Here is a 19,296-nt window from a genome sequence, read left to right as displayed (position 1 = left end):
GAACTTTTAGGCAGTTTCAGCGGCCGCGGTGCCCTGAGCCTTCCGCGGCGTCCGTGGCTGTCACGCGCAGCGCGTACCCGTCCCCAGCCTCCACGAGTTCGGGCTGGAACACCTCATTAGCGCGCCGGTGCGCCAGGTAGGCAATGCAGCCGCGGGCCTTGGCCAGCTTTTCGATCATCAGCGCGACGGCCGGAACGGTCAGCTGTTCCAGGGTCAGCCCCACGGTGTCCGGCTGGCCCACTTCATCACCGAGTGCCGTGGTCCCGGCCTGTTCCATCTCCGCTGCGGCTACCCGCCACTGGCCCCAGAGGCCCTTGGACTCCAGCAGCGAGGTCTCCTGGCCCAGCGGCTGGACGGCAGCAAAGTAACGGGTGTCGAAACGGCGCAGCGCGAAGTCCGCGGTCAGCCAGTGGGTAAGCGGGCGCAGCAGATCGCTGCGCAGCCCCAGCCCGCGGCGGGCCAGCAGGGCCGGAAAGGACATGTCGCCGGAGGCAATGCCAACCCTCGCCGCCATCCAGTCCGGTCCCCGGTTGCTCTCCAGGAGGGTGGACTCATCCGGTCCTGCCAGCAGCACGCCGGTCTCCTCGAACAGCTCCCGGGCTGCGGCTACGACGTGGCGCCGGGCTTCCTGCGGGTCATCCATCCCCAGGGTCCTGGCCCACTCAGCCGGCGACGGCCCGTACCAGGCCAGCGAATCGCTGTCGGACTCTTCCAGGCTGCCGCCGGGGAAGGCGATCTTGCCCAGCGGGGATTCACCGCGGCGGTAGCGCAGGAAGACTTCGGCTCCCTGGCGGGAGTCGCGCAACAGAAGGACGGACGACGCCGCCCGCGGCTTGCGGGCGGTGCCTTCGCCGCGTTCAAACCAGCTTTGAGCTGCGCCCTGTTGCCAGGGCGGCAGCTGGAAATGCCGGGTGGAAACGTTAGGCAAATTCGGCGATCACTTCCACTTCTACCGGCGCATCCAGCGGCAGCACCGCCACGCCGACGGCGGACCGGGCGTGGCTTCCTGCCTCGCCGAAGACCTGCCCCAGCAGCTCGGACGCACCGTTAATGACTCCGGGCTGTCCGGTGAAGGACGGGTCCGAGGCAACAAAGCCTACAACCTTGACGATCCGGGTCACCCGGTCCAGGTCCCCGATCTGCGCCTTGATGGCTGCCAGGGCGTTCACGGCGCAGCGCGCGGCGTAGGCCTTTGCATCCTCCGCGGTGACCTCCGCTCCGACCTTGCCGGCAGCCGGCAGCGAGCCGTCAATGAAGGGCAGCTGGCCGGAGGTGTACACGTGGTTCCCGCTCACTACTGCCGGAACGTAGGCGGCAACCGGCGCGGCCACCGGGGGCAGTTCCAGCCCGAGTTCAGCCAGGCGCTGCTCCACGGCGGAAACCGCCTCGGGAGCAGTGCTCATCAGGCCTTCTCCCGCTTCATGTAGGCCACCGAACCGGTGCCGTTCGGGGCCGGGGTGATCTGCACCAGCTCCCACCCTTCCTCACCATGCATGTTCAGCACGGCACCGGGGGTGTGCAAAGGCAGCGGTGTAATGAAGTATTCCCATTTGCTCATGATCCAAAGACTAGCGCGTGCTTGTAGACTGATCGGCATGGCAGCTCGCAAATCCCCTTTTTTTGACACTGCTACAACTCTGGGCAAGATCGTCGCGTTCTTCGGCGTGAGCGCATTGTGCGGTGTCCTGGCCGCAGGGCTGTTGGTGCCGGCCGCGGCTGCCGCGGGCACAGCGGCGTCGGGTTCCATCCAGTTCTTCGACCAGCTCCCCTCCGAGCTGCAGCGTGGAGCGCTGGCTGAGCCCTCCCGTATTTATGCGAACGACGGGTCGCTCATCGCCACCCTGTATGAGGAGAACCGCCAGCCGGTCAAGCTGGACGAGATCTCCCCGCACATGGTCGACGCGATGCTGGCCATCGAGGACGACCGCTACTACGAGCACGGCGGCGTCGATCTGCAGGGTATCTTCAGTGCCATCATCTCCAACGTCACCTCCGACCGCACCCGCGGAGCATCGACCATCACGCAGCAGTACGTGAACAACGTGATCATCGATACGAACCTCCAGGAAGGCGGGGAGGTGGTCTTCAGCGGCCAGAAGACGGTCGGTGACAAGCTGCGCGAAATCAAGCTGGCGATCGCCGTGGAGAAGGAACTCAGCAAGGAAGAGATCCTGGAGGGATACTTCAACATCGTGCCGTTCAGCGGCACCACCTTCGGCGTCCAGGCTGCCTCCCGCTACTTCTTCAACGTTGATGCCAAGGACCTGAGCATCGCGCAGGCAGCACTGCTTGCCGGCGTCGTCAACGGACCGACGTTCTACAGCCCGGAACTGAACCCGGACCGTTCCCTCGCCCGGCGGAACCTGGTGCTCGACGCCATGCTGGACAAGGGCAGGATCACCCAGGAAGAGCACGACACCGCCGTCGCGACCCCTCTGGAACTGGTCCTCACTCCCGTGCCCAGCAACTGCGTGGGCGCCGTTCAGGCACCCTACTTCTGCGACTACGTCGAACACCTGATCCTCGGCGACCCGGCTTACGGCGCTGAACGCGAAGACCGGGAAAAGCTCCTGTACCGCGGCGGGCTGAGCATTACCACCACACTCAACCCCACACTGCAGAACGCAGCCCAGGCTGCGATCAACGAAACCGCGAACCCGGACACCACGGATGCGGAAATCGGCCACTCCATGGTCAGCGTTGAACCCCGCACCGGCAACATCCTCGTGATGGCACAGAACACCCGCTTCACGCCGGAGCTGGCACCCGGAAACTCGGTGCAGAACTTCAACGTGGACCAATACCTCAAGGGCGACCCGTCCAAGCCCCTCAACGGGCTGGGCGGATTCCAGCCCGGATCCACGTACAAACCGTTCACCGTCGCTGCCTGGCTCGATTCCGGCAAGACACTCAACGCCACCCTGAACGGCAACAAGCGCACCTACCCTGCCGGGCACACCTGGAACGCCAGCTGTCTGCCCGGCGGCCGGTACGCCATCCTCGATCCGTGGACCCCAATTAACTACGGCGACACCAATTACCGGACCACCACGGTGCTGGAAGGCCTTGCCCAGTCGCTGAACACCATCACGCTGGCCTCGGCCAACGAGCTGGATCTGTGCAAGTTCCAGCAGATGGCCTTTGCCTCAGGCGTCCACAACGGCAAGAGCGCCGCCGGTGAACCCGAGATGCTCGCCGTGAACCCGCCCTCCACGTTCGGCGGCGGCGGCGACGCTTCCCCGCTGTCCATGGCCACTGGTTTCGCGACCTTCGCTGCTGAGGGGCTGATGTGCGAACCGCGCGCCCTTGTTTCCGTAAAGGGCAGCGACGGAACTGAATATCCGGTTCCTGAGCAGAGCTGTGAACAGGTCATGCGCAAGGAGGTCGCCCAGGGCGTGAACGTAGCCACCCAGCGCGTGATGACCAACGGCTCCGGCCTCAACCTGCAGGTTGGCGTACCGATTGCCGGCAAGACCGGTACCAACGACTACCGTTCCCAGACCTGGTTCATGGGGTACAGCACCGGACTCTCCACCGCGTCCTGGATCGGGAACTGGAAAGCCAACAACACGTCCATGTCCGACAAGCTGATCGGCGGCCGCTACTACCCGGAGATTGACGGCTCGCTGATCGCCGGACCGTCCTGGAAGAACTTCATCCAGCGTGTCCCCGGCCAGTACGAGGCAAATCCGTTCGCCGCCGCGCCGGCAAACATCGTCGGCCAGGCGCCGGCGCCGCGCCCGTCGCCCAGTTCTCCTGCCCCCAACCGGGACAACAACCGGAACAACGGTAATAACGGCAACAACCAGAACAACGACGACTGACCTTGGCAGCGACTAATCCGGCAGCCCCGGCCCTTCGATCCGCCGCGTGGACCGCCGGCAGCCTCGCCGCTGCCGGCGCCGCGGCCTTTGCCTACGGTTCGCTCATTGAACGGAACCTCTTCGGTATCCGCACCGAGACCGTGGCCGTGCTGCCCCCGGGCAGCAAGCCGATGCGTGTCCTGCACCTCTCCGACATCCACTACGTTCCCGGCCAGGACCGCAAGACGCGCTGGCTGCAGTCCCTGGCGGACCTGGAACCGGACTTTGTGGTGAACACCGGAGACAACCTGAGCCATCAGCAGGCGGTGCCGCCGCTGCTCGAAGCGCTCAAGCCGCTGATGCGTTTCCCCGGAGTGTTTGTCCCCGGCTCCAATGACTACTACGCACCGGTGCTGAAGAACCCGTTCACCTACTTCACCTCACCGTCCAAGCTGCGGAAGAACCCGGCCAAGCTGCCTTGGGCAGACATGTTCGGCGCCTTTGGCAACGCCGGCTGGATCGACCTGACCAACCGGAACCAGTCGGTGGTCCTGAACGGGCTGCGCCTGGACTTCTCCGGCGTCGACGATCCCCACCTCAAGCGCGACCGGTATGCCGGTTTCCCGGCCGGCAGCTCGACGTCGGGCTCCGCCCGGCACCTGCGCATCGGCGTCGCGCATGCCCCGTACCAGCGCGTGCTGGACTACTTCACCGACGGCGGCGCCCAGCTGATCCTGGCCGGTCACACCCACGGCGGGCAGGTCTGCATCCCGGGCTACGGTGCACTGGTGAGCAACTGCGACCTTCCCACCTGGCGTGCCAAGGGCCTCACGGACTGGGAACACAACGGCCGTACCGTTCCCCTGAACGTTTCCGCCGGAATCGGCACGTCCCGGTTCGCCCCGGTCCGCTTTGCCTGCCGCCCGGAAGCTGTCCTTCTCACCCTCACCCCAGCGGCGTAACGACATAACAGAAACTGCACGTTAGACACCCCGTTTCGTGCAGTTTCTGTTATCTCGGCGCGGAAGTCCGATTCGTGGGCGCGGCGTCGTAACGGTGCCCGGGGTGGCCTAGGATTGAGCGGTATCCGGCCCGCACCCACCGGCGCGGACCTCTCCGTCTTGAAGAGGATTCATGCCCCCGCAGACATCATTGTGGCAATCCCTGGGGCGTCTGTACCCGCACATCAAACCGATCCTTCCCCGCCTGTTCCTGGGCTTTCTCTCCGCGATAGGCGCCAGCGTCGTGGCGCTGGCCATCCCGCAGGTGCTCCGGGTCCTGGTGAACTCCTACCTCGCGCCCGGAGGCGCGGTGACAGCCCTTTGGTGGGCCACCGGCATCGTCCTGGTCCTGGGCACCCTGGAGGCGGTGTTCATGGCGCTGCGGCGGCAGTTCGCCGTCGCGCCGTCCACAATCGTTGAAACCAGCCTGCGGACCTCCTTTTACCGGCATCTGCAGGACCTTTCCGTCGAGTTCCATGACCGCTGGGGTTCCGGCCAGCTGCTCTCACGCGCGATGAGCGACCTGAACCTGATCCGCCGCTGGATGGCGTTCGGTGCGCTGATGCTGGTTGTCACGGCGCTGACTGTGCTCATCGGCGTGACCATCATGTTCTTCACCGCCTGGCAACTGGCCATCGTGTTCCTGCTCGCCGCCGTGCCGATCATCGTTTACGGCTTCAGGTTCCGCCGCTTCTACGGGCGGGTGTCCCGGCAGAGCCAGGACCAGGCCGGCGACCTGGCTACCACCGTCGAGGAATCGGTGCACGGCATCCGCGTCCTGAAAGCCTTCGGCCGCAGTTCCGAGGCACTGGATGCGTTCGAGGAGCAGGCCGAGGGCCTTCGCCAGACCGAGGTTTTCAAGGCAAACTCGCTGGCCAAGTTCTCCCTGGTGGTGACCCTGCTGCCCGAGGCCGCGCTGGCGGTGTCCCTGGTGCTGGGCATCCTGCTGGTCAACGACGGGCAGGTCAGCATCGGCGCGCTGGTCGCGTTCTTCGCCACCGCCGCCGTCGTCGCCGGTCCGGTGGAGTCCATGGGGCCGCTGCTGTCCATGACCCTCACAGCCGCCACGGCGATCGACCGGCACTTCGAAGTCATGGACGCCAAGCGCACCATCACCGATCCCGAGCACCCGGCAACGCCGGACACGGTCCACGGCCAGCTCTCCTTTGAAGACGTGCACTTCGCCTACCCGGACGCCTCCGCGGACCGGAAGGACGTGCTCGACGGCGTGAACCTGGCTCTGCGCGCCGGTGAAACGATGGCGCTGGTTGGCATCACCGGCAGCGGCAAGTCCACGCTGCTGCAGCTGGTCCCCCGGCTGTACGACGCCACGGCCGGCAGCATCCGGATCGACGGCATCGATGTGCGGGACTACCCGCTGCAGGAACTGCGCCGGATCGTTTCCGTGGCCTTTGAGGAAACCACCCTGTTCTCCAGCTCGGTCCGCGAGAACGTCCTGCTCGGTGCGGACGCCGCGAACGACGCCGAAGCGGAGCACCTCCTGCGCGAAGCCCTGGAGGTAGCCCAGGCCCAGTTTGTGTATGCCCTGCCCGACGGCGTCGACACCCTGATCGGTGAGGAAGGACTCAGCCTCTCCGGCGGCCAGCGCCAGCGCGTAGCCCTGGCCCGGGCCATCGCTGCCCGGCCCACGGTGCTGATCATGGATGACCCGCTCTCCGCGCTGGACGTGCGCACCGAGGAACTGGTGGAACAGCGGCTGCGCGAAGTCCTCGCGGAGACCACCACCCTGGTGGTCGCGCACCGTCCCTCCACAGTCTCCCTGGCCGACCGGGTGGCGCTGATCCAGGACGGCAGGATTTCCGCCGTCGGCACCCATGCTGAACTGCTGGCCGGCAACGAGCACTACCGCCACGTGATTGCCAGCCTGCCGGCCGCGCCGCAGGACCTGGACAGCGGGCTTGAAAACGAGAGCGAGGTTCTCCGGTGAGCCGTTTCAGGATCCGCCGGGCCGGCGCACCCCTTCCCGGTCCCGAAGAGCCGGCAAACGCCGGCGTCGGCACGGCAGGCGAGGACAACCTGGACCTGGACCGGGAGCAGAACCGGGCCGTGCGGCGTCGTTCGCTGTCCCTGCTCACGTCCCTGGTCCGCCCCAACCGCGGCCGGTTCCTCTTCACCATCGCGCTCGTAGTGTTCTCCCAGGCCGCCCGTGTTGCCGGACCCGCAATCATCGCCTTCGGCATCGATCACGCACTGCCCGCACTGCAGGACGGCAGCTCGCTGCCCCTGCTGGCCGCCGGCGGAACCTATTTGCTGGCTGCGGTCCTGGCAGCCGGGCTGACGGCAGGCTATGTCCGGTCCACCGCCCAGCTCAGCCAGGCGATGCTGCTGGACCTGCGGCTGCGCGTGTTCCGGCACACCCAGCGGCTCAGCCTTGAGTTCCATGAGCGCTACACCTCCGGCCGGATCATTTCGCGGCAGACCTCGGATCTGGAGGCGCTGCGTGAGCTGCTGGATTCCGGGATCAGCTCCCTGGCCTCGGGCGCGATGTACATGGTCTTCGTGGCCATCAGCATCTTCGCGCTGGACTGGCGCACCGGTGTGCTGCTCTGTGTGGCGTTCGTTCCGATGTTCCTGCTCACCCGCTGGTACCAGAAGCGCTCCCAGATCGCGTACCGCGCCTCCCGCGTTACCTCGGCGAAGCTGATCGTGCACTTCGTTGAAACGATGACCGGCATCCGCGCGGTGAAGGCATTCCGCCGCGAAACCGTGAATGCCCAGAAGAACGACGAACTGGCCGAGGACTACCGCCGCGCCACGCTGCGCTCCATCAACCTCAACGGCGTGTTCCAGCCGGGGCTCATTTTCATCGGCAACGCCACCGTGGCCGTGGTGCTGCTGGTGGGCGGCTACCGGGTGCTCGACGGCGGACTGGAAGTGGGCGCACTGCTGGCCCTGCTGCTCTACGCCAAGCGGTTCTTCCAGCCCGTGGACCAGATGGCCATGTTCTACAACTCCTTCCAGTCCGCCTCCGCCGCCCTGGAAAAGGTGTCCGGCCTGCTCGAAGAGGTGCCGACCGTCCGCCCGCCCAAGCATCCAGTGGAGCTCAGGGAGGCTGAGGGGGACGTCAGGTTCGACGGCGTGGAGTTCCGTTACGGGGACGGCCCCCTGGTGCTCCCCCGCCTGGACCTGCACATCCCCGCCGGCCAGACCGTGGCGCTGGTGGGCCAGACAGGCGCGGGCAAGTCGACCCTGGCCAAGCTGATCGCCCGGTTCTACGACCCGTCCGCCGGCGCCGTGCTGCTGGACGGCACCGACCTGCGGGACCTCACCCAGCGGGACCTGCGCCGCGCCGTCGTTATGGTGACGCAGGAAGCGTTCCTGTTCAGCGGCTCCGTTGCGGAGAACATTGCCCTGGGCAAGCCCGGGGCCTCAAGCGAAGAAATCGAGGCCGCGGCCCGCGCTGTGGGCGCCCATGACTTCATCATGTCCCTGCCCGAAGGCTATGAGACCGACGTGAACAAACGCGGCGGCCGGGTCTCAGCCGGGCAGCGGCAGCTGATCAGCTTTGCGCGCGCGTTCCTGGCCGACCCCGCTGTGCTGATCCTGGATGAAGCGACGTCATCACTGGACGTTCCCAGCGAGCGGCTGGTGCAGCGGGGGCTTAAGACCCTGCTGGGCAACCGCACCGCGCTGATCATTGCGCACCGGCTGTCGACCGTGGAGATCGCGGACCGGGTGCTCGTGATGGACTCTGGAGAAGTCGTGGAAGACGGGACGCCGGCGGATCTCACCAGCGGCACCGGACGCTTCGCGGCCCTGAATGCGGCCTGGCAGGACTCGCTCGTGTAACGCTGCTCCATCGGCCCCGGCACCCGGATTTCGCGCTCCCGCAGGTTGTCGAGTACACTTGTAAAGTTGCTTCGCCGGGAGGGAAACCTCCGGTCAGGCAGTGGTTACGGGGTGTGGCGCAGCTTGGTAGCGCGCGTCGTTCGGGACGACGAGGTCGCAGGTTCAAATCCTGTCACCCCGACCAAAACAAGGAAGGACCCATCATTTTTGATGGGTCCTTTTTTGCTGTGTCTTTGCTGTGTCCCGGAGTATGCTCGGGGGCACCCCCACCGAGACACCAGGAGCTGCCATGGTCGTCCGCGTCGACCTGAATATTTCCCTTGACGGTTATGCCACCACCACGGACCAGACCCCGGAAAGCCCGTTCGGGGAAGACTGGGGCCGGCTGGTTGGACCGTACACAGCCACCCGCACCTTCCAGGAACGGGTGATGCACCAGCACGGTATGGGCACCACCGGGGTGGATGACAATTACGCCGCGGCCTACTTCGAGGGCATCGGAGCGGAGATCATGGGCGCTGGCATGTTTGGGCTGCACAACTTCCCGGACGATCCCGAGTGGAAGGGCTGGTGGGGCGACGAAACGCCGTTCCAGTACCCGGTCTTTATCCTCACCCATGACGCCCGCGAGCCCATCGACATGCCGGACGGAACCCGGTTCGAGTTCCTCACTGCCTCACCGCAGGATGCCCTGGAGCGGGCTGTCGACGCCGCCGGGGGCCAGGACGTGCGGATCGGCGGCGGGCCCACCGTCGTGAAGGCGTTCCTCGAGGCGGGCCTGGTGGACCGGATCCATGTGGGCATCACACCGATCCTGCTGGGCCGGGGCATCAACCTCTGGGACGGCCTGCGGGGCCTGGAAGACGGTTACGAAGCCACTGCAGAAGCGGCCGACGACGGCGTCACGCACCTGACGTTCTCGCGCTGACTCCCACGCGCCACGGGTACAACACTGCAGGCCCCGGGAAAACCCGGGGCCTGCAGTTCAATTGCCGTACGAACCTAGACGAAGCTCTCTCCGGTCAGCCGCTCGTACGCCTCAACGTACCGGGCACGGGTGCGCTCGATGACGTCCTCGGGCAGGGCAGGCGGAGGAGTGTCGGAGGCCTTGTCCCAGCCGGACTCTGCCGAGGTCAGCCAGTCCCGGACGTACTGCTTGTCGAAAGACGGCTGGGCCTTGCCCGGCTCGTACAGGGACGCGTCCCAGAACCGCGAGGAATCCGGGGTCAGCACCTCGTCTCCAAGGGTCACCAGGCCGGTGGCCGGGTCCAGCCCGAACTCCACCTTGGTGTCCGCCAGGATGATCCCGCGGTCCCGGGCAATGGCCTCAGCCGTGGTGTAGATCTCCAAGGTCAGGTCCCGGATCTGCGCGGCCGTTTCGGCACCCACAGCCGCCACAACGGCGTCGTAATTGATGTTCTCGTCATGCTCGCCCACCTCTGCCTTCGCAGAAGGGGTGAAGATGGCCGGTTCAATCCGCGAGCCGTCAACCAGTCCCGCGGGCAACGGCACGTCGCACACGGTCTGCGACTGACGGTACTCCGCGAGCCCGGACCCGGTGAGGTAGCCGCGGGCGATGGCCTCCACGGGATACATCTCCAGCTTCTTGCAGATCATGGCACGTCCGGCCACTTCGGCCGGTACGCCCTCATCCGCGGAAATGACATGGTTCGGAACGTTGCCCAGCTGGTCGAACCACCACAGGCTCAGCTGCGTGAGGATCCGCCCCTTGTCCGGGATGGTGCTGGAAAGCACGTGGTCGTAGGCACTGATCCGGTCGCTGGCCACAACCAGCACCCGGTCCTGCGCGGCGTCCGGGCCAGCGGGTACGTACAGGTCCCGCACCTTGCCGGAGTAGATATGGGTCCAGCCCTGCAGCTGCGGTGCGGTGCTCATGCCAGGTCCTGTTCGTTGTCCACGCCCGCGCTGCCGGCGGGCACCACGATTTCACCGCGCTCGGCTTTCAACGCGATGTCGCGGCGGTGCTGGGAGCCCTCAAGCTCAATGGCGTCCACGCCTTGGTAGGCCAGCTCCCGGGCCTGGGCCAGGTTCTCCCCCAGCGCCACGACGGCCAGGACCCGCCCGCCGGCGCTGACGATTTCATTGGCTGCGATGGCGGTGCCGGCATGCAGGACGTGCACGCCCTCGATCGCCTCGGCTTCCACCAGACCAAGGATCGGATCTCCGGTGCGCGGGGTGTCCGGGTAGTTTTCGGACGCGACGACGACGGCGACGGCGGTGCGCGGATCCCACTTCAGCTGCTCCATGGCGTCCAGTTCACCCTTGGCCGCTGCAAGCAGCAGTCCGCCGAGCGGGGTCTTCAGCCGGGCCAGCACAGCCTGGGTCTCCGGATCGCCGAAGCGGGCGTTGAATTCGATGACCCGCAGGCCGCGGGAGGTCAGCGCCAGGCCGCAGTACAGCACACCAACGAACGGGGTGCCGCGGGAGGCCATCTCGTCCACGGTGGGCTGGGCTACCCGGGCGATGACGTCTTCCACCAGGTTGGCCGGTGCCCATTCCAGTGGTGAGTAGGCACCCATCCCGCCGGTGTTGGGGCCTTCGTCGTTGTCGAAGATGCGCTTGAAGTCCTGGGCCGGTGCCAGCGGCACCACGTGCCGTCCGTCGGAAAGGACAAAGAGGGAAACCTCGGGGCCGTCCAGGAATTCCTCGATCACGACGGTTCCGCCGGCATCGAAGCAGGCCTGCGCGTGAGCAAGAGCTTCGTCCCGGTCAGTGGTGACCACCACACCCTTACCGGCGGCCAGGCCGTCATCCTTCACCACGTAAGGAGCACCGAACGTGTCCAGTGCGTCGGCGGCTTCCTCGGCGGTGGCTGCAACCCGGGCCATGGCGGTGGGTACGTTCGCTTCAGCCATGACCTGCTTGGCAAAGGCCTTGGATGCCTCAAGCTGGGCTGCTTCGCGGGAGGGACCGAAGACCGGGATCCCGGCCTGCACAAGGGCGTTCGATACGCCGGCGGCCAGCGGAGCCTCAGGGCCCACGACGACGAGGTCGGATCCCAGCTGGCGCGCGAGGGCGGTGACCGCTTCCGAGTCACTGGCATTGATTGAATGGACTGGCACTACCTGCGCGATTCCTGCGTTGCCGGGAGCCGCATGGACTTCCGTAACGTAGGGGTCGGCCAGCAGGGCCCGGACAATGGCATGTTCGCGGCCGCCGGGGCCAACAACGAGAACCTTCACAAGAGTTCAGACTACTGGCTGTGATGCGCGCCCCGAAAGCCGCTGCGGCTCCGTGACGCGGCCCGTTGAGGCGTGGATTTCGTGCCGGACCGTTGCCCTGCTGAGCCTGCCGCCGGATAGTGAAACACGGCGGTGCTTCGGTCCGCCGGCCCGGGCAGCGAGGCAGGCTGCCTCGATGGCGGTGCTGGGGCGGTCATCGCTCCCCTGCTTCGCTGCCCGTGCCATCCGCTTCCCGTTCCGCCACGGTGGACTTCAGCTCATGGTGCCGCCGGAATCCAAACACCGCGGCCCAGGTGAGTATGAGCGGCAGGGAGGGGAACAAGGGACGCATTTGCCAGAACAGCAGGGCGTCGGATCCAGCCGGGGCAACGGACACTTCCGTCTGCGTTTTCCCGCGTCCCGGACCCTCGTCCGGACTTCCGTAGACTGGCAGTATGTCTGCCACCTTTGCTGCCTCCGACGCCGTTGAACTCGCTGTCCTGGAGCGCAACGGCTTCATTGAATCCCGCCACGTGGGTTCCGCCGTCGTGCTTTCCGGTGACGGGTCGGTGGTGACCGCCCTGGGCGATATCACCACGCCGGTTTTCCCGCGATCGTCCCTGAAGCCTTTCCAGGCTGTGGCCGCAATGCAGTCGGGTGTGCCGCTGCGCGGACCGCAGGTGGCGCTGGCCGCTGCCAGCCATATCGGCGCGAAGGAACACACCGACGTCGTCCGCGGAATGCTTGAGGCCGCCGGAGTTACGGAGGAAGACCTCCAGTGCCCGGTGGACTGGCCGCAGGACGAAGAAGCGCGTACAGAACTGCTCCGCTCCGGCAAGGGGAAGCAGCGCATTGCGTTCAACTGCTCCGGCAAGCATGCAGCCTTCCTGTGGGCGTGCACCGAAAACGGCTGGGACACCCGCACCTACCTGGACCCGGCCCACCCGCTGCAGCAGGGCATCGCCCGCGTGTTCGAGGATTTCTGCGAAGAGAAGGCTGCACACTGGGCGGTGGACGGCTGTGGCGCTCCCCTGGCAGCCGTGTCGCTGACCGGCCTGGCCCGCGGAATCGGCAAGCTGGCCAAGGCGCCGTCGGACAAGCACGGGGATGCACGCGCCGCAACCGTGGCGACCGCCATGCTGGACTACCCCTGGGCCGTCCACGGTGCCGGCCGGGAGAACACGGTAGTGATGGAAGACCTCGGCATCATCGCCAAGAGCGGCGCTGAAGGTGTACTGGTCCTGGGCACGGATACGGGAGTTTCAGTTGCCCTGAAAATGCTCGACGGGAACGGCCGGGCCGCCACCCTGGTGGGACTGACGCTGCTGGCTGCCAGCGGCGCCATCGAGCCCGAAGGCGTCTTCAAGGTCCTGGCCAAGACTGTTCCGCCCGTCCTCGGCGGCGGAGAGCCCGTGGGCAGCCTGCGGCTGGCCGCCCCTGTCACCGCCCTGCTGGACTAGCAGTGGCACGCCGAAGGATTTCTCCGGCCGACGGCATGGCTGCGCTTACGGCAGCCGCATCAGGACCGGCAGACCGGAACACGACGGCGACGGCGGTCCGCTACACCCTGGAGGAACTCGCGGAACGGGTATCGGGCAACTCCGTGGAGGTGCGGGTGCCGCCGTTCGGCGTCACCCAGTGCATCCCCGGCCCCCGGCACACACGCGGCACTCCCCCGAACGTCGTGGAGACCGACGCCGCCACCTGGCTGGGGCTGGTCACTGGAACCCTGGCCTGGGCTGACGTGGTGGCTGCGGGCAAAGTCTCAGCCTCCGGTCTGCGTGCGGACCTGTCCGAATGCCTTCCCCTGTTTCCCCGGCTTGCGGCAGGCGGAACAGCTTAATCTCTACTGCCGGTAGAATTTGGGCATGACTTCCGAGCAGCACAGCCCTGAACGCCGCGAGATCACCATCCGCCGTGCTCCCCGCTTTGTACCCTTCATGGCCCTTGGCGCGGTCGCTGCCTTCATCGTCGCGCTGTTCATGGCGTACACCGGGCCTGAAAATCCCCAGTACACCCGCGAGGCAGTGCTGGGATTCTTCACGGTCATGTTCGCCCTGCCCGGCGTGGCCCTGGGCTCCATTGCCGCCCTCATCCTGGACCGCATCAGCATGCGCCGTTCCGAGCATGCGGTGGTTGAGGCAGCTGACGACGAGACCGGCAGCACGGGCGCTTCCCCCACCGCGTAACGCTCCGTCCCGGAGCCGGTTGAAACCGGCAGGCGTGAGAGAATGAGACACATGGCACGCGGTGACGGAATGCTTTCCCACGATCTCATGCCCGGCGAGAAAGGTCCGCAGGATGCCTGCGGGGTTTTCGGAGTCTGGGCCCCCGGCGAAGAGGTAGCGAAGCTTACCTATTACGGTCTGTATGCGCTGCAGCACCGCGGACAGGAGTCCGCGGGTATTGCTACCAGCGACGGCAGCCGGATCAGCGTCTATAAGGACATGGGGTTGGTCTCCCAGGTCTTTGACGAGACCACCCTGAACACCCTCCTGGGACACATTGCCATCGGGCACTGCCGGTACTCCACCACCGGCGCCTCACACTGGGCGAACGCCCAGCCCACCCTCGGCGCTACGGCGGCCGGCACGGTGGCCCTGGCCCACAACGGCAACCTGACCAACTCCGCTGAACTCTACGAAATGATCCTGGCCCGGCAGGGCCGTCCCCGCTCGGGTGAAATCGCCCAGGGCAACACCTCCGACACCGCGCTGGTGACCGCACTGCTCAACGGCAAGGACGGCCGCTCGCTGGAAGAAACCGCCCTGGAGCTGCTGCCCAAGCTGCGCGGTGCGTTCTCCTTCGTCTTTATGGATGAAGGCACCCTTTATGCTGCACGGGACACCTACGGCGTGCGCCCGCTGGTACTTGGCCGGCTGAACCGCGGCTGGGTGGTCGCCTCCGAAGGTTCCGCCCTGGCCACCGTCGGTGCCAGCTTCATCCGCGAGATCAAGCCCGGCGAATTCATCGCCATCGATGAAAACGGCATCCGCTCCCAGATGTTCGGCGAGCCGACGCCGGCCGGCTGCGTTTTCGAATACGTTTACCTGGCACGCCCGGACGCTTCCATCAACGGCCGTTCGGTCTACGAATCCCGCGTGGAGATGGGCCGCCAGCTGGCCCGTGAAAACAGCGTCGAAGCCGACATTGTCATTCCGGTCCCCGAGTCCGGCACCCCTGCCGCCGTCGGCTACGCCGAGCAGTCCGGCATTCCCTTCGCGCACGGGTTCGTGAAGAACTCCTACGTGGGCCGCACCTTCATCCAGCCGAGCCAGACGCTGCGCCAGCTTGGCATCAAGCTGAAGCTCAACGCCCTGGAATCCGTCATCCGCGGCAAGCGGGTGGTGGTGGTGGACGACTCAATCGTCCGCGGCAACACCCAGCGCGCGATCGTGCGCATGCTCCGGGAAGTCGGTGCCAAGGAAGTCCACGTCAAGATCTCCTCCCCTCCGGTGCAGTGGCCGTGCTTCTACGGCATCGATTTCGCCTCCCGAGCCGAGCTGATTGCCAACGGCGCCAAGGTCGAGGAAATCTGCACTTCGATCGGCGCCGATTCGCTGGCCTACATCTCCGAAGACGGAATGATCGGCGCCACCCAGCAGCCGCGCGAAAAACTCTGCACAGCCTGCTTCACCGGCCAGTACCCCATCGAGCTGCCCCCGGCAGACCGGCTGGGCAAGAACCTGCTGGAAACTCCGTCCGATGCGGACGGTTCCAACGGCTGCGACCCGGGCCCGGACAGTGAATTCGAGACCCTCCTGACCCCCACAGACAAGAAAGAATCAGTATGAGCGCGAGCGAAAACGCCATCACCTACGCCTCCGCAGGGGTGGACGTCGAGGCTGGTGACCGGGCCGTCGAACTGATGAAGGCAGCGGTCAAGGCCACCCACAACGATTCGGTTCTTGGCGGGGTGGGCGGATTCGCCGGCCTGTACGACGTCTCCCGGCTGCTGACCTACAAGAAGCCGCTGCTGGCCACCTCCACGGACGGCGTCGGAACGAAGGTCGCCATTGCCCAGGCACTGGATATCCACCACACCATCGGGTTCGACCTGGTGGGCATGGTGGTGGATGACATCGTCGTCGTAGGCGCCGAGCCCCTGTTCATGACCGACTACATCGCCTGCGGCAAAGTGGTTCCGGAACGCATTGCAGACATTGTCCGCGGTATCGCGGCTGCCTGTGAGGTTGCCGGCACCGCGCTGGTGGGCGGCGAAACCGCCGAGCACCCGGGCCTGCTGGGCGTTGACGAGTACGACGTCGCCGGTGCCGCCACCGGTGTGGTGGAAGCAGCGGACCTGCTGGGTCCGGAGCGTGTGCGGGAGGGCGACGTCGTTATTGGCATGGCATCCTCCGGCATCCACTCCAACGGTTACTCGCTGGTGCGCCGCGTCATCAACCACGCCGGCTGGCAGCTCGAGCGCCAGATCCCCGAACTGGGCCGCACGCTGGGCGAAGAGCTCCTCGAACCGACCCGAGTCTACGCAGCCGATTGCCTGGATCTGGCCCGCTACGCCCCCGCCGGCGTCCACGGCTTCAGCCACGTCACCGGCGGCGGTCTGGCCGCCAACCTGGCACGTGTGCTGCCCAAGGGCCTGGAAGCCACCGTGGACCGTTCCACTTGGGAGCTGCCGCCGGTCTTCAAGCTGGTGAGCGAACTGGGCAACGTGCCGCTGCCGGACCTGGAGCGCACCCTGAACCTCGGCGTCGGAATGGTGGCCATTGTTGACGCCGCCGGTGCTGACGCAGCACTCGCCCGCCTGAGCGAGCGCGGTGTTCCGGCCTGGACCATGGGAACCGTTGGCCGGGTCACGGAATCCGAGGCCGGCGATCCCAACTACGTGCAGGGTGCCAAGGGTGTCGACGGCGGTGCCGTGCGCCTGGTGGGCAGCTACGCCTAACACCCCGGGGGAAGAACCTCCCACCTCATCGAGATAACAGAAACTGCCCGTATCAGCCTTGATACGGGCAGTTTCTGTTATCTCGATGGGGGCAAGCGGGGGCGCGGAGAGAATTTCCGCCCTTAACGCCCTTCAGCGGATCCACCATGATGGTGATCCGCTGAAGGAGGGCAATTAGCTTGCCGAAGAATGAAAGATCTGCCGGCATCTATCCGATGCGGCGGGAACCCTCATCCTCGTCGTCTTCATCGCCAAATTGATCTGCGTACTTATCCTCGTACGCCGAGTAATCCGGCTCGGCCGGTTCCTCGGGATATCGACTCGACGGACGGCTCGAAGGACCTGACAGCTCGCGCTGCAGGGCCGAGTAATCCGTGGCAGGAGTGAAGTACTTCATCTCGCGTGCCTGCTTGGTTGCTTTTGCCTTTTGACGGCCGCGCCCCATGGCGTGACCCCCTTTTTGCGTCGATCCGGAGGTGGTCGCTCGGGCAGGAGAGCGAGGCCCCGGAATATTTGGTCAATTTGTCGTAACTACAGGTTACATGTTTTCCCGCTGGGTTGTGCCCCTCAAGACCCGCAGACGCACTCAACTTCCCAGTTTAGTACCTTCGCCCTACCGGCGCGTACTGCGCCCCGACCTGCAAATTCGCTAAAGTCGGGGAGGAACAGATACCGCGGGACCCCTTCGCGGCCATGGACAGGGAGGACCGGCGTTCACCATGAGCGATCAAAAGAGGACACCGCGGCAGGGACCGGCCCTGCCTGGGAAGTCCCACCGCCCTTCCCCTGCGACTGGAAGCACTGCTGCCGGCAGCGGAGTTTCCAAGGGTTCCGGCGCCAAGCCGCCAGCCCCCAAAACCGCACCTCCGGTCCGGAACAACCCCGCCACAAGGAGCATTCCAGTTATCAAGCCCCAGCAGCCTGCCTCCAACGGGCGCCCCGGCCCCGGCGACCCGTCGGACCGGACCTCCGGCCCGGCGAAACCAGCGAAACAGGCGAAACCGGTAAAACCGGCGAAACCGAGCAAGCCCGGCAAAGCCGGCCGCGCAAAGCCCACGGGTGCCAAGCGCCCGGCCGCTGCGAAGCAGGGCGCAGTTCCCAAGGGTCTGCTCGGCGGCAAGGGCGGAGCCAAGCGCCCCGCGGTCCGTCCGGGTCCCGGAGCCAAACCGACTTCCGGGCCGGCAGATGAGCCAGCTTCCACGAAGAACAACCCGCCCAGCCCTAACGCCCCCGCCGACCCGGCAGCGCAGGACGCCGCGGCACCGCTCCCTGATCTGTCCGCACACACGGACTCCCCTGCCTGGCTTTCCACCGACGGCTCCCATGACGCCGAGCTGTGGGACGTCGCGTTCGACGCCGAGGCCCGGGACGCCGCTCCGGCGGAGCCCAGCGTGGTTCCGCCGGAAGACGTGCAGCTGGAGGAACCCTCCCTCGATACGCCGTCCATCAGCTCCGAGGCCGCCGAAGCTGCTTCCCTTTCGGAAACCGCTGCGGAAGTGCGGGCAGTCTCAGAGGAGGCTGCCGAAGCGGGCAAGCAGGCAGGCATCTCCGAGCCGGCACCGGAAGGCACGGAAGTCGCCGTCGATCCCGGCGCAGGCCTCACGGACCTCGAACCGTCCTCGGCCAGCGACAAGGACGACCCGGAGCCTGAGCCGAAGGCCGGCAAGGAGGCTGAGGACAAGGGCGGGAACCAGCCGGACGGCGAACCTGATCCCGGAGACAAGGCAGCCGATGAGCCCAGCGGCGAAGATGAGGCCGCCGCAGGCACATCCGGCGGCGACAACACCCGCAACAAGCCGGACGAGGCTGCTGACGGCAAAAAGACTTCCGGCGCGGATCAGCCGACGGAAGACCCGGCGGCAACTCCCGCAATTCGGACCTCGACCGTCCAGAGCGGCAGCAGCGATGTCGCGGCCCCCGTAACTGATTCGTTCGAATCGCTGACGCTGACGAAAAAGGACCCGGAAGACACCGGGGTGACGCACACGGTGAACCCGTCCGGGTCCAGCGCCGTCCCGGCGGACTCCCGCCGCGCCCGGCGGACCCGTGAGGCAGAGGAAGCCGCGGCACGCAGCAAGGGCCCGGGCAAAACCACCCGTGCCCTGGTGCTGCTGGGCTCCATCCTCATCGTGGTGCTGCTGGGCATTTGGCTGGCCACGATCATCGCGGACAGCAACCGTGAAGAGGGTGTGCTCGAAGATTCAGTGGCTCCGGTTGATCTGGAGGCCGGCGCCTGCCTGCAGGACTTCCAGAGTGTGAACTCCGAGGTAACGGTGGTGACCTGCGAAACCCCGCATAATGCGCAGCTCGTCGCCACCCAGTCCTACGCGGATTCGGACACGTTCCCGGGCACCGATGCCCTGGCGGCGAAGGCCGAAGAAGTGTGCTCCTCCGTCATCTACACCGATGCCGCCTCGAAGTACACGGACCTGGAACTGAACCGCGCCGTCCCCACGCAGAGTTCGTGGGACGCGGGCGACCGGCGAGTGGACTGCTTTGTGGTGGCACCCGGGGAGGACCTGACCGAGTCCCTGATCGTCCAGCCCTAAGTACACGCAAGAAGGGGGGGCCCCGCAGCGGGGCGCCCGTGGTTT

Annotated in this window: 17 protein-coding genes and 1 tRNA gene; 12 read left to right on the top strand and 6 right to left on the bottom strand. The window is 66.3% G+C overall.

The window, feature by feature from the left end; genetic code table 11:
- Positions 1-16: 16 nt before the first annotated feature.
- From TVC13_RS11505 to TVC13_RS11495, 3 genes are read right to left on the bottom strand one after another with little or no spacing between them, the layout of a single operon-like run.
- Positions 17-928: an NUDIX hydrolase gene (locus TVC13_RS11505; RefSeq protein WP_422401334.1), complete on the bottom strand. Its 912-nt coding sequence runs from the start codon at positions 926-928 to the stop codon at positions 17-19.
- Positions 921-1,403: a RidA family protein gene (locus tag TVC13_RS11500; RefSeq protein WP_422401333.1), complete on the bottom strand. Its 483-nt coding sequence runs from the start codon at positions 1,401-1,403 to the stop codon at positions 921-923. The genes TVC13_RS11505 and TVC13_RS11500 overlap by 8 nt, the downstream gene beginning before the upstream one ends.
- On the bottom strand, positions 1,403-1,558 hold the full coding sequence (locus TVC13_RS11495; protein WP_141653630.1) for a DUF4177 domain-containing protein: 156 nt from the start codon (positions 1,556-1,558) through the stop codon (positions 1,403-1,405). The genes TVC13_RS11500 and TVC13_RS11495 overlap by 1 nt, the downstream gene beginning before the upstream one ends.
- A gap of 37 nt (positions 1,559-1,595) precedes the next feature.
- On the opposite strand from TVC13_RS11495, the gene TVC13_RS11490 reads away from it, so the two are divergent.
- From TVC13_RS11490 to TVC13_RS11465, 6 genes are all read left to right on the top strand, one after another.
- Positions 1,596-3,824: a transglycosylase domain-containing protein gene (locus TVC13_RS11490; RefSeq protein WP_422401332.1), complete on the top strand. Its 2,229-nt coding sequence runs from the start codon at positions 1,596-1,598 to the stop codon at positions 3,822-3,824.
- A 2-nt stretch (positions 3,825-3,826) separates the two neighbouring features.
- Positions 3,827-4,765 (top strand): metallophosphoesterase, encoded by a 939-nt coding sequence (locus tag TVC13_RS11485; protein WP_422401331.1) that lies wholly within the window; start codon positions 3,827-3,829, stop codon positions 4,763-4,765.
- A 172-nt stretch (positions 4,766-4,937) separates the two neighbouring features.
- Positions 4,938-6,752, top strand: coding sequence for an ABC transporter ATP-binding protein (locus tag TVC13_RS11480; protein ID WP_422401330.1), 1,815 nt, complete (start codon positions 4,938-4,940; stop codon positions 6,750-6,752).
- 11 nt (positions 6,753-6,763) lie between these two features.
- Positions 6,764-8,614 (top strand): ABC transporter ATP-binding protein, encoded by a 1,851-nt coding sequence (locus tag TVC13_RS11475; protein WP_422401357.1) that lies wholly within the window; start codon positions 6,764-6,766, stop codon positions 8,612-8,614.
- A 107-nt stretch (positions 8,615-8,721) separates the two neighbouring features.
- Positions 8,722-8,798, top strand: a tRNA-Pro gene (locus TVC13_RS11470).
- 105 nt (positions 8,799-8,903) lie between these two features.
- Entirely contained in the window at positions 8,904-9,542 is a 639-nt protein-coding gene (locus TVC13_RS11465; RefSeq protein WP_422401329.1) for a dihydrofolate reductase family protein, read from the top strand.
- Between the two features lie 74 nt (positions 9,543-9,616).
- On the opposite strand, the gene TVC13_RS11460 is transcribed toward TVC13_RS11465, so the two are convergent.
- Positions 9,617-10,510 carry a phosphoribosylaminoimidazolesuccinocarboxamide synthase gene (locus TVC13_RS11460; RefSeq protein WP_422401328.1) on the bottom strand — a complete coding sequence of 298 codons (894 nt, stop codon included), beginning with the start codon at positions 10,508-10,510 and terminating at the stop codon, positions 9,617-9,619.
- On the bottom strand, positions 10,507-11,817 hold the full coding sequence (gene purD / locus TVC13_RS11455) for a phosphoribosylamine--glycine ligase (protein WP_422401327.1): 1,311 nt from the start codon (positions 11,815-11,817) through the stop codon (positions 10,507-10,509). The genes TVC13_RS11460 and purD overlap by 4 nt, the downstream gene beginning before the upstream one ends.
- Positions 11,818-12,251: 434 nt before the next feature.
- On the opposite strand from purD, the gene TVC13_RS11450 reads away from it, so the two are divergent.
- The 5 genes from TVC13_RS11450 to purM are packed head-to-tail and all read left to right on the top strand — an operon-like array spanning position 12,252 to position 16,702.
- Positions 12,252-13,256: an asparaginase gene (locus TVC13_RS11450; protein ID WP_422401326.1), complete on the top strand. Its 1,005-nt coding sequence runs from the start codon at positions 12,252-12,254 to the stop codon at positions 13,254-13,256.
- A 35-nt stretch (positions 13,257-13,291) separates the two neighbouring features.
- The gene (locus tag TVC13_RS11445; protein ID WP_422401356.1) at positions 13,292-13,639 is read left to right on the top strand and encodes a sterol carrier family protein; all 348 of its coding nucleotides are present in this window, start codon (positions 13,292-13,294) and stop codon (positions 13,637-13,639) included.
- A gap of 25 nt (positions 13,640-13,664) precedes the next feature.
- Positions 13,665-13,985 carry a hypothetical protein gene (locus tag TVC13_RS11440; protein ID WP_422401325.1) on the top strand — a complete coding sequence of 107 codons (321 nt, stop codon included), beginning with the start codon at positions 13,665-13,667 and terminating at the stop codon, positions 13,983-13,985.
- Between the two features lie 51 nt (positions 13,986-14,036).
- Positions 14,037-15,590 carry an amidophosphoribosyltransferase gene (gene purF, locus TVC13_RS11435; RefSeq protein WP_422401324.1) on the top strand — a complete coding sequence of 518 codons (1,554 nt, stop codon included), beginning with the start codon at positions 14,037-14,039 and terminating at the stop codon, positions 15,588-15,590.
- Positions 15,587-16,702 carry a phosphoribosylformylglycinamidine cyclo-ligase gene (purM, locus tag TVC13_RS11430; protein WP_422401323.1) on the top strand — a complete coding sequence of 372 codons (1,116 nt, stop codon included), beginning with the start codon at positions 15,587-15,589 and terminating at the stop codon, positions 16,700-16,702. The genes purF and purM overlap by 4 nt, the downstream gene beginning before the upstream one ends.
- Before the next feature lie 208 nt (positions 16,703-16,910).
- Here the strand turns inward: purM and TVC13_RS11425 are convergent, their stop codons facing one another.
- Positions 16,911-17,147 (bottom strand): DUF3073 domain-containing protein, encoded by a 237-nt coding sequence (locus TVC13_RS11425; RefSeq protein ID WP_152226029.1) that lies wholly within the window; start codon positions 17,145-17,147, stop codon positions 16,911-16,913.
- 274 nt (positions 17,148-17,421) lie between these two features.
- Here TVC13_RS11425 and TVC13_RS11420 point away from each other — a divergent pair, with 274 nt between their 5' ends.
- A complete protein-coding gene (locus TVC13_RS11420) occupies positions 17,422-19,251 on the top strand; it encodes a septum formation family protein (protein WP_422401322.1) in 1,830 nt (609 codons plus the stop codon).
- Positions 19,252-19,296 lie beyond the last annotated feature (45 nt).

This window comes from Arthrobacter sp. 3Tela_A (genome assembly GCF_049311025.1).
Classification (GTDB): domain Bacteria; phylum Actinomycetota; class Actinomycetes; order Actinomycetales; family Micrococcaceae; genus Arthrobacter_B.
The sequence above is the reverse complement of the archived record's forward strand: the minus strand, read 5'-3'. Positions and strand labels throughout refer to the sequence as shown.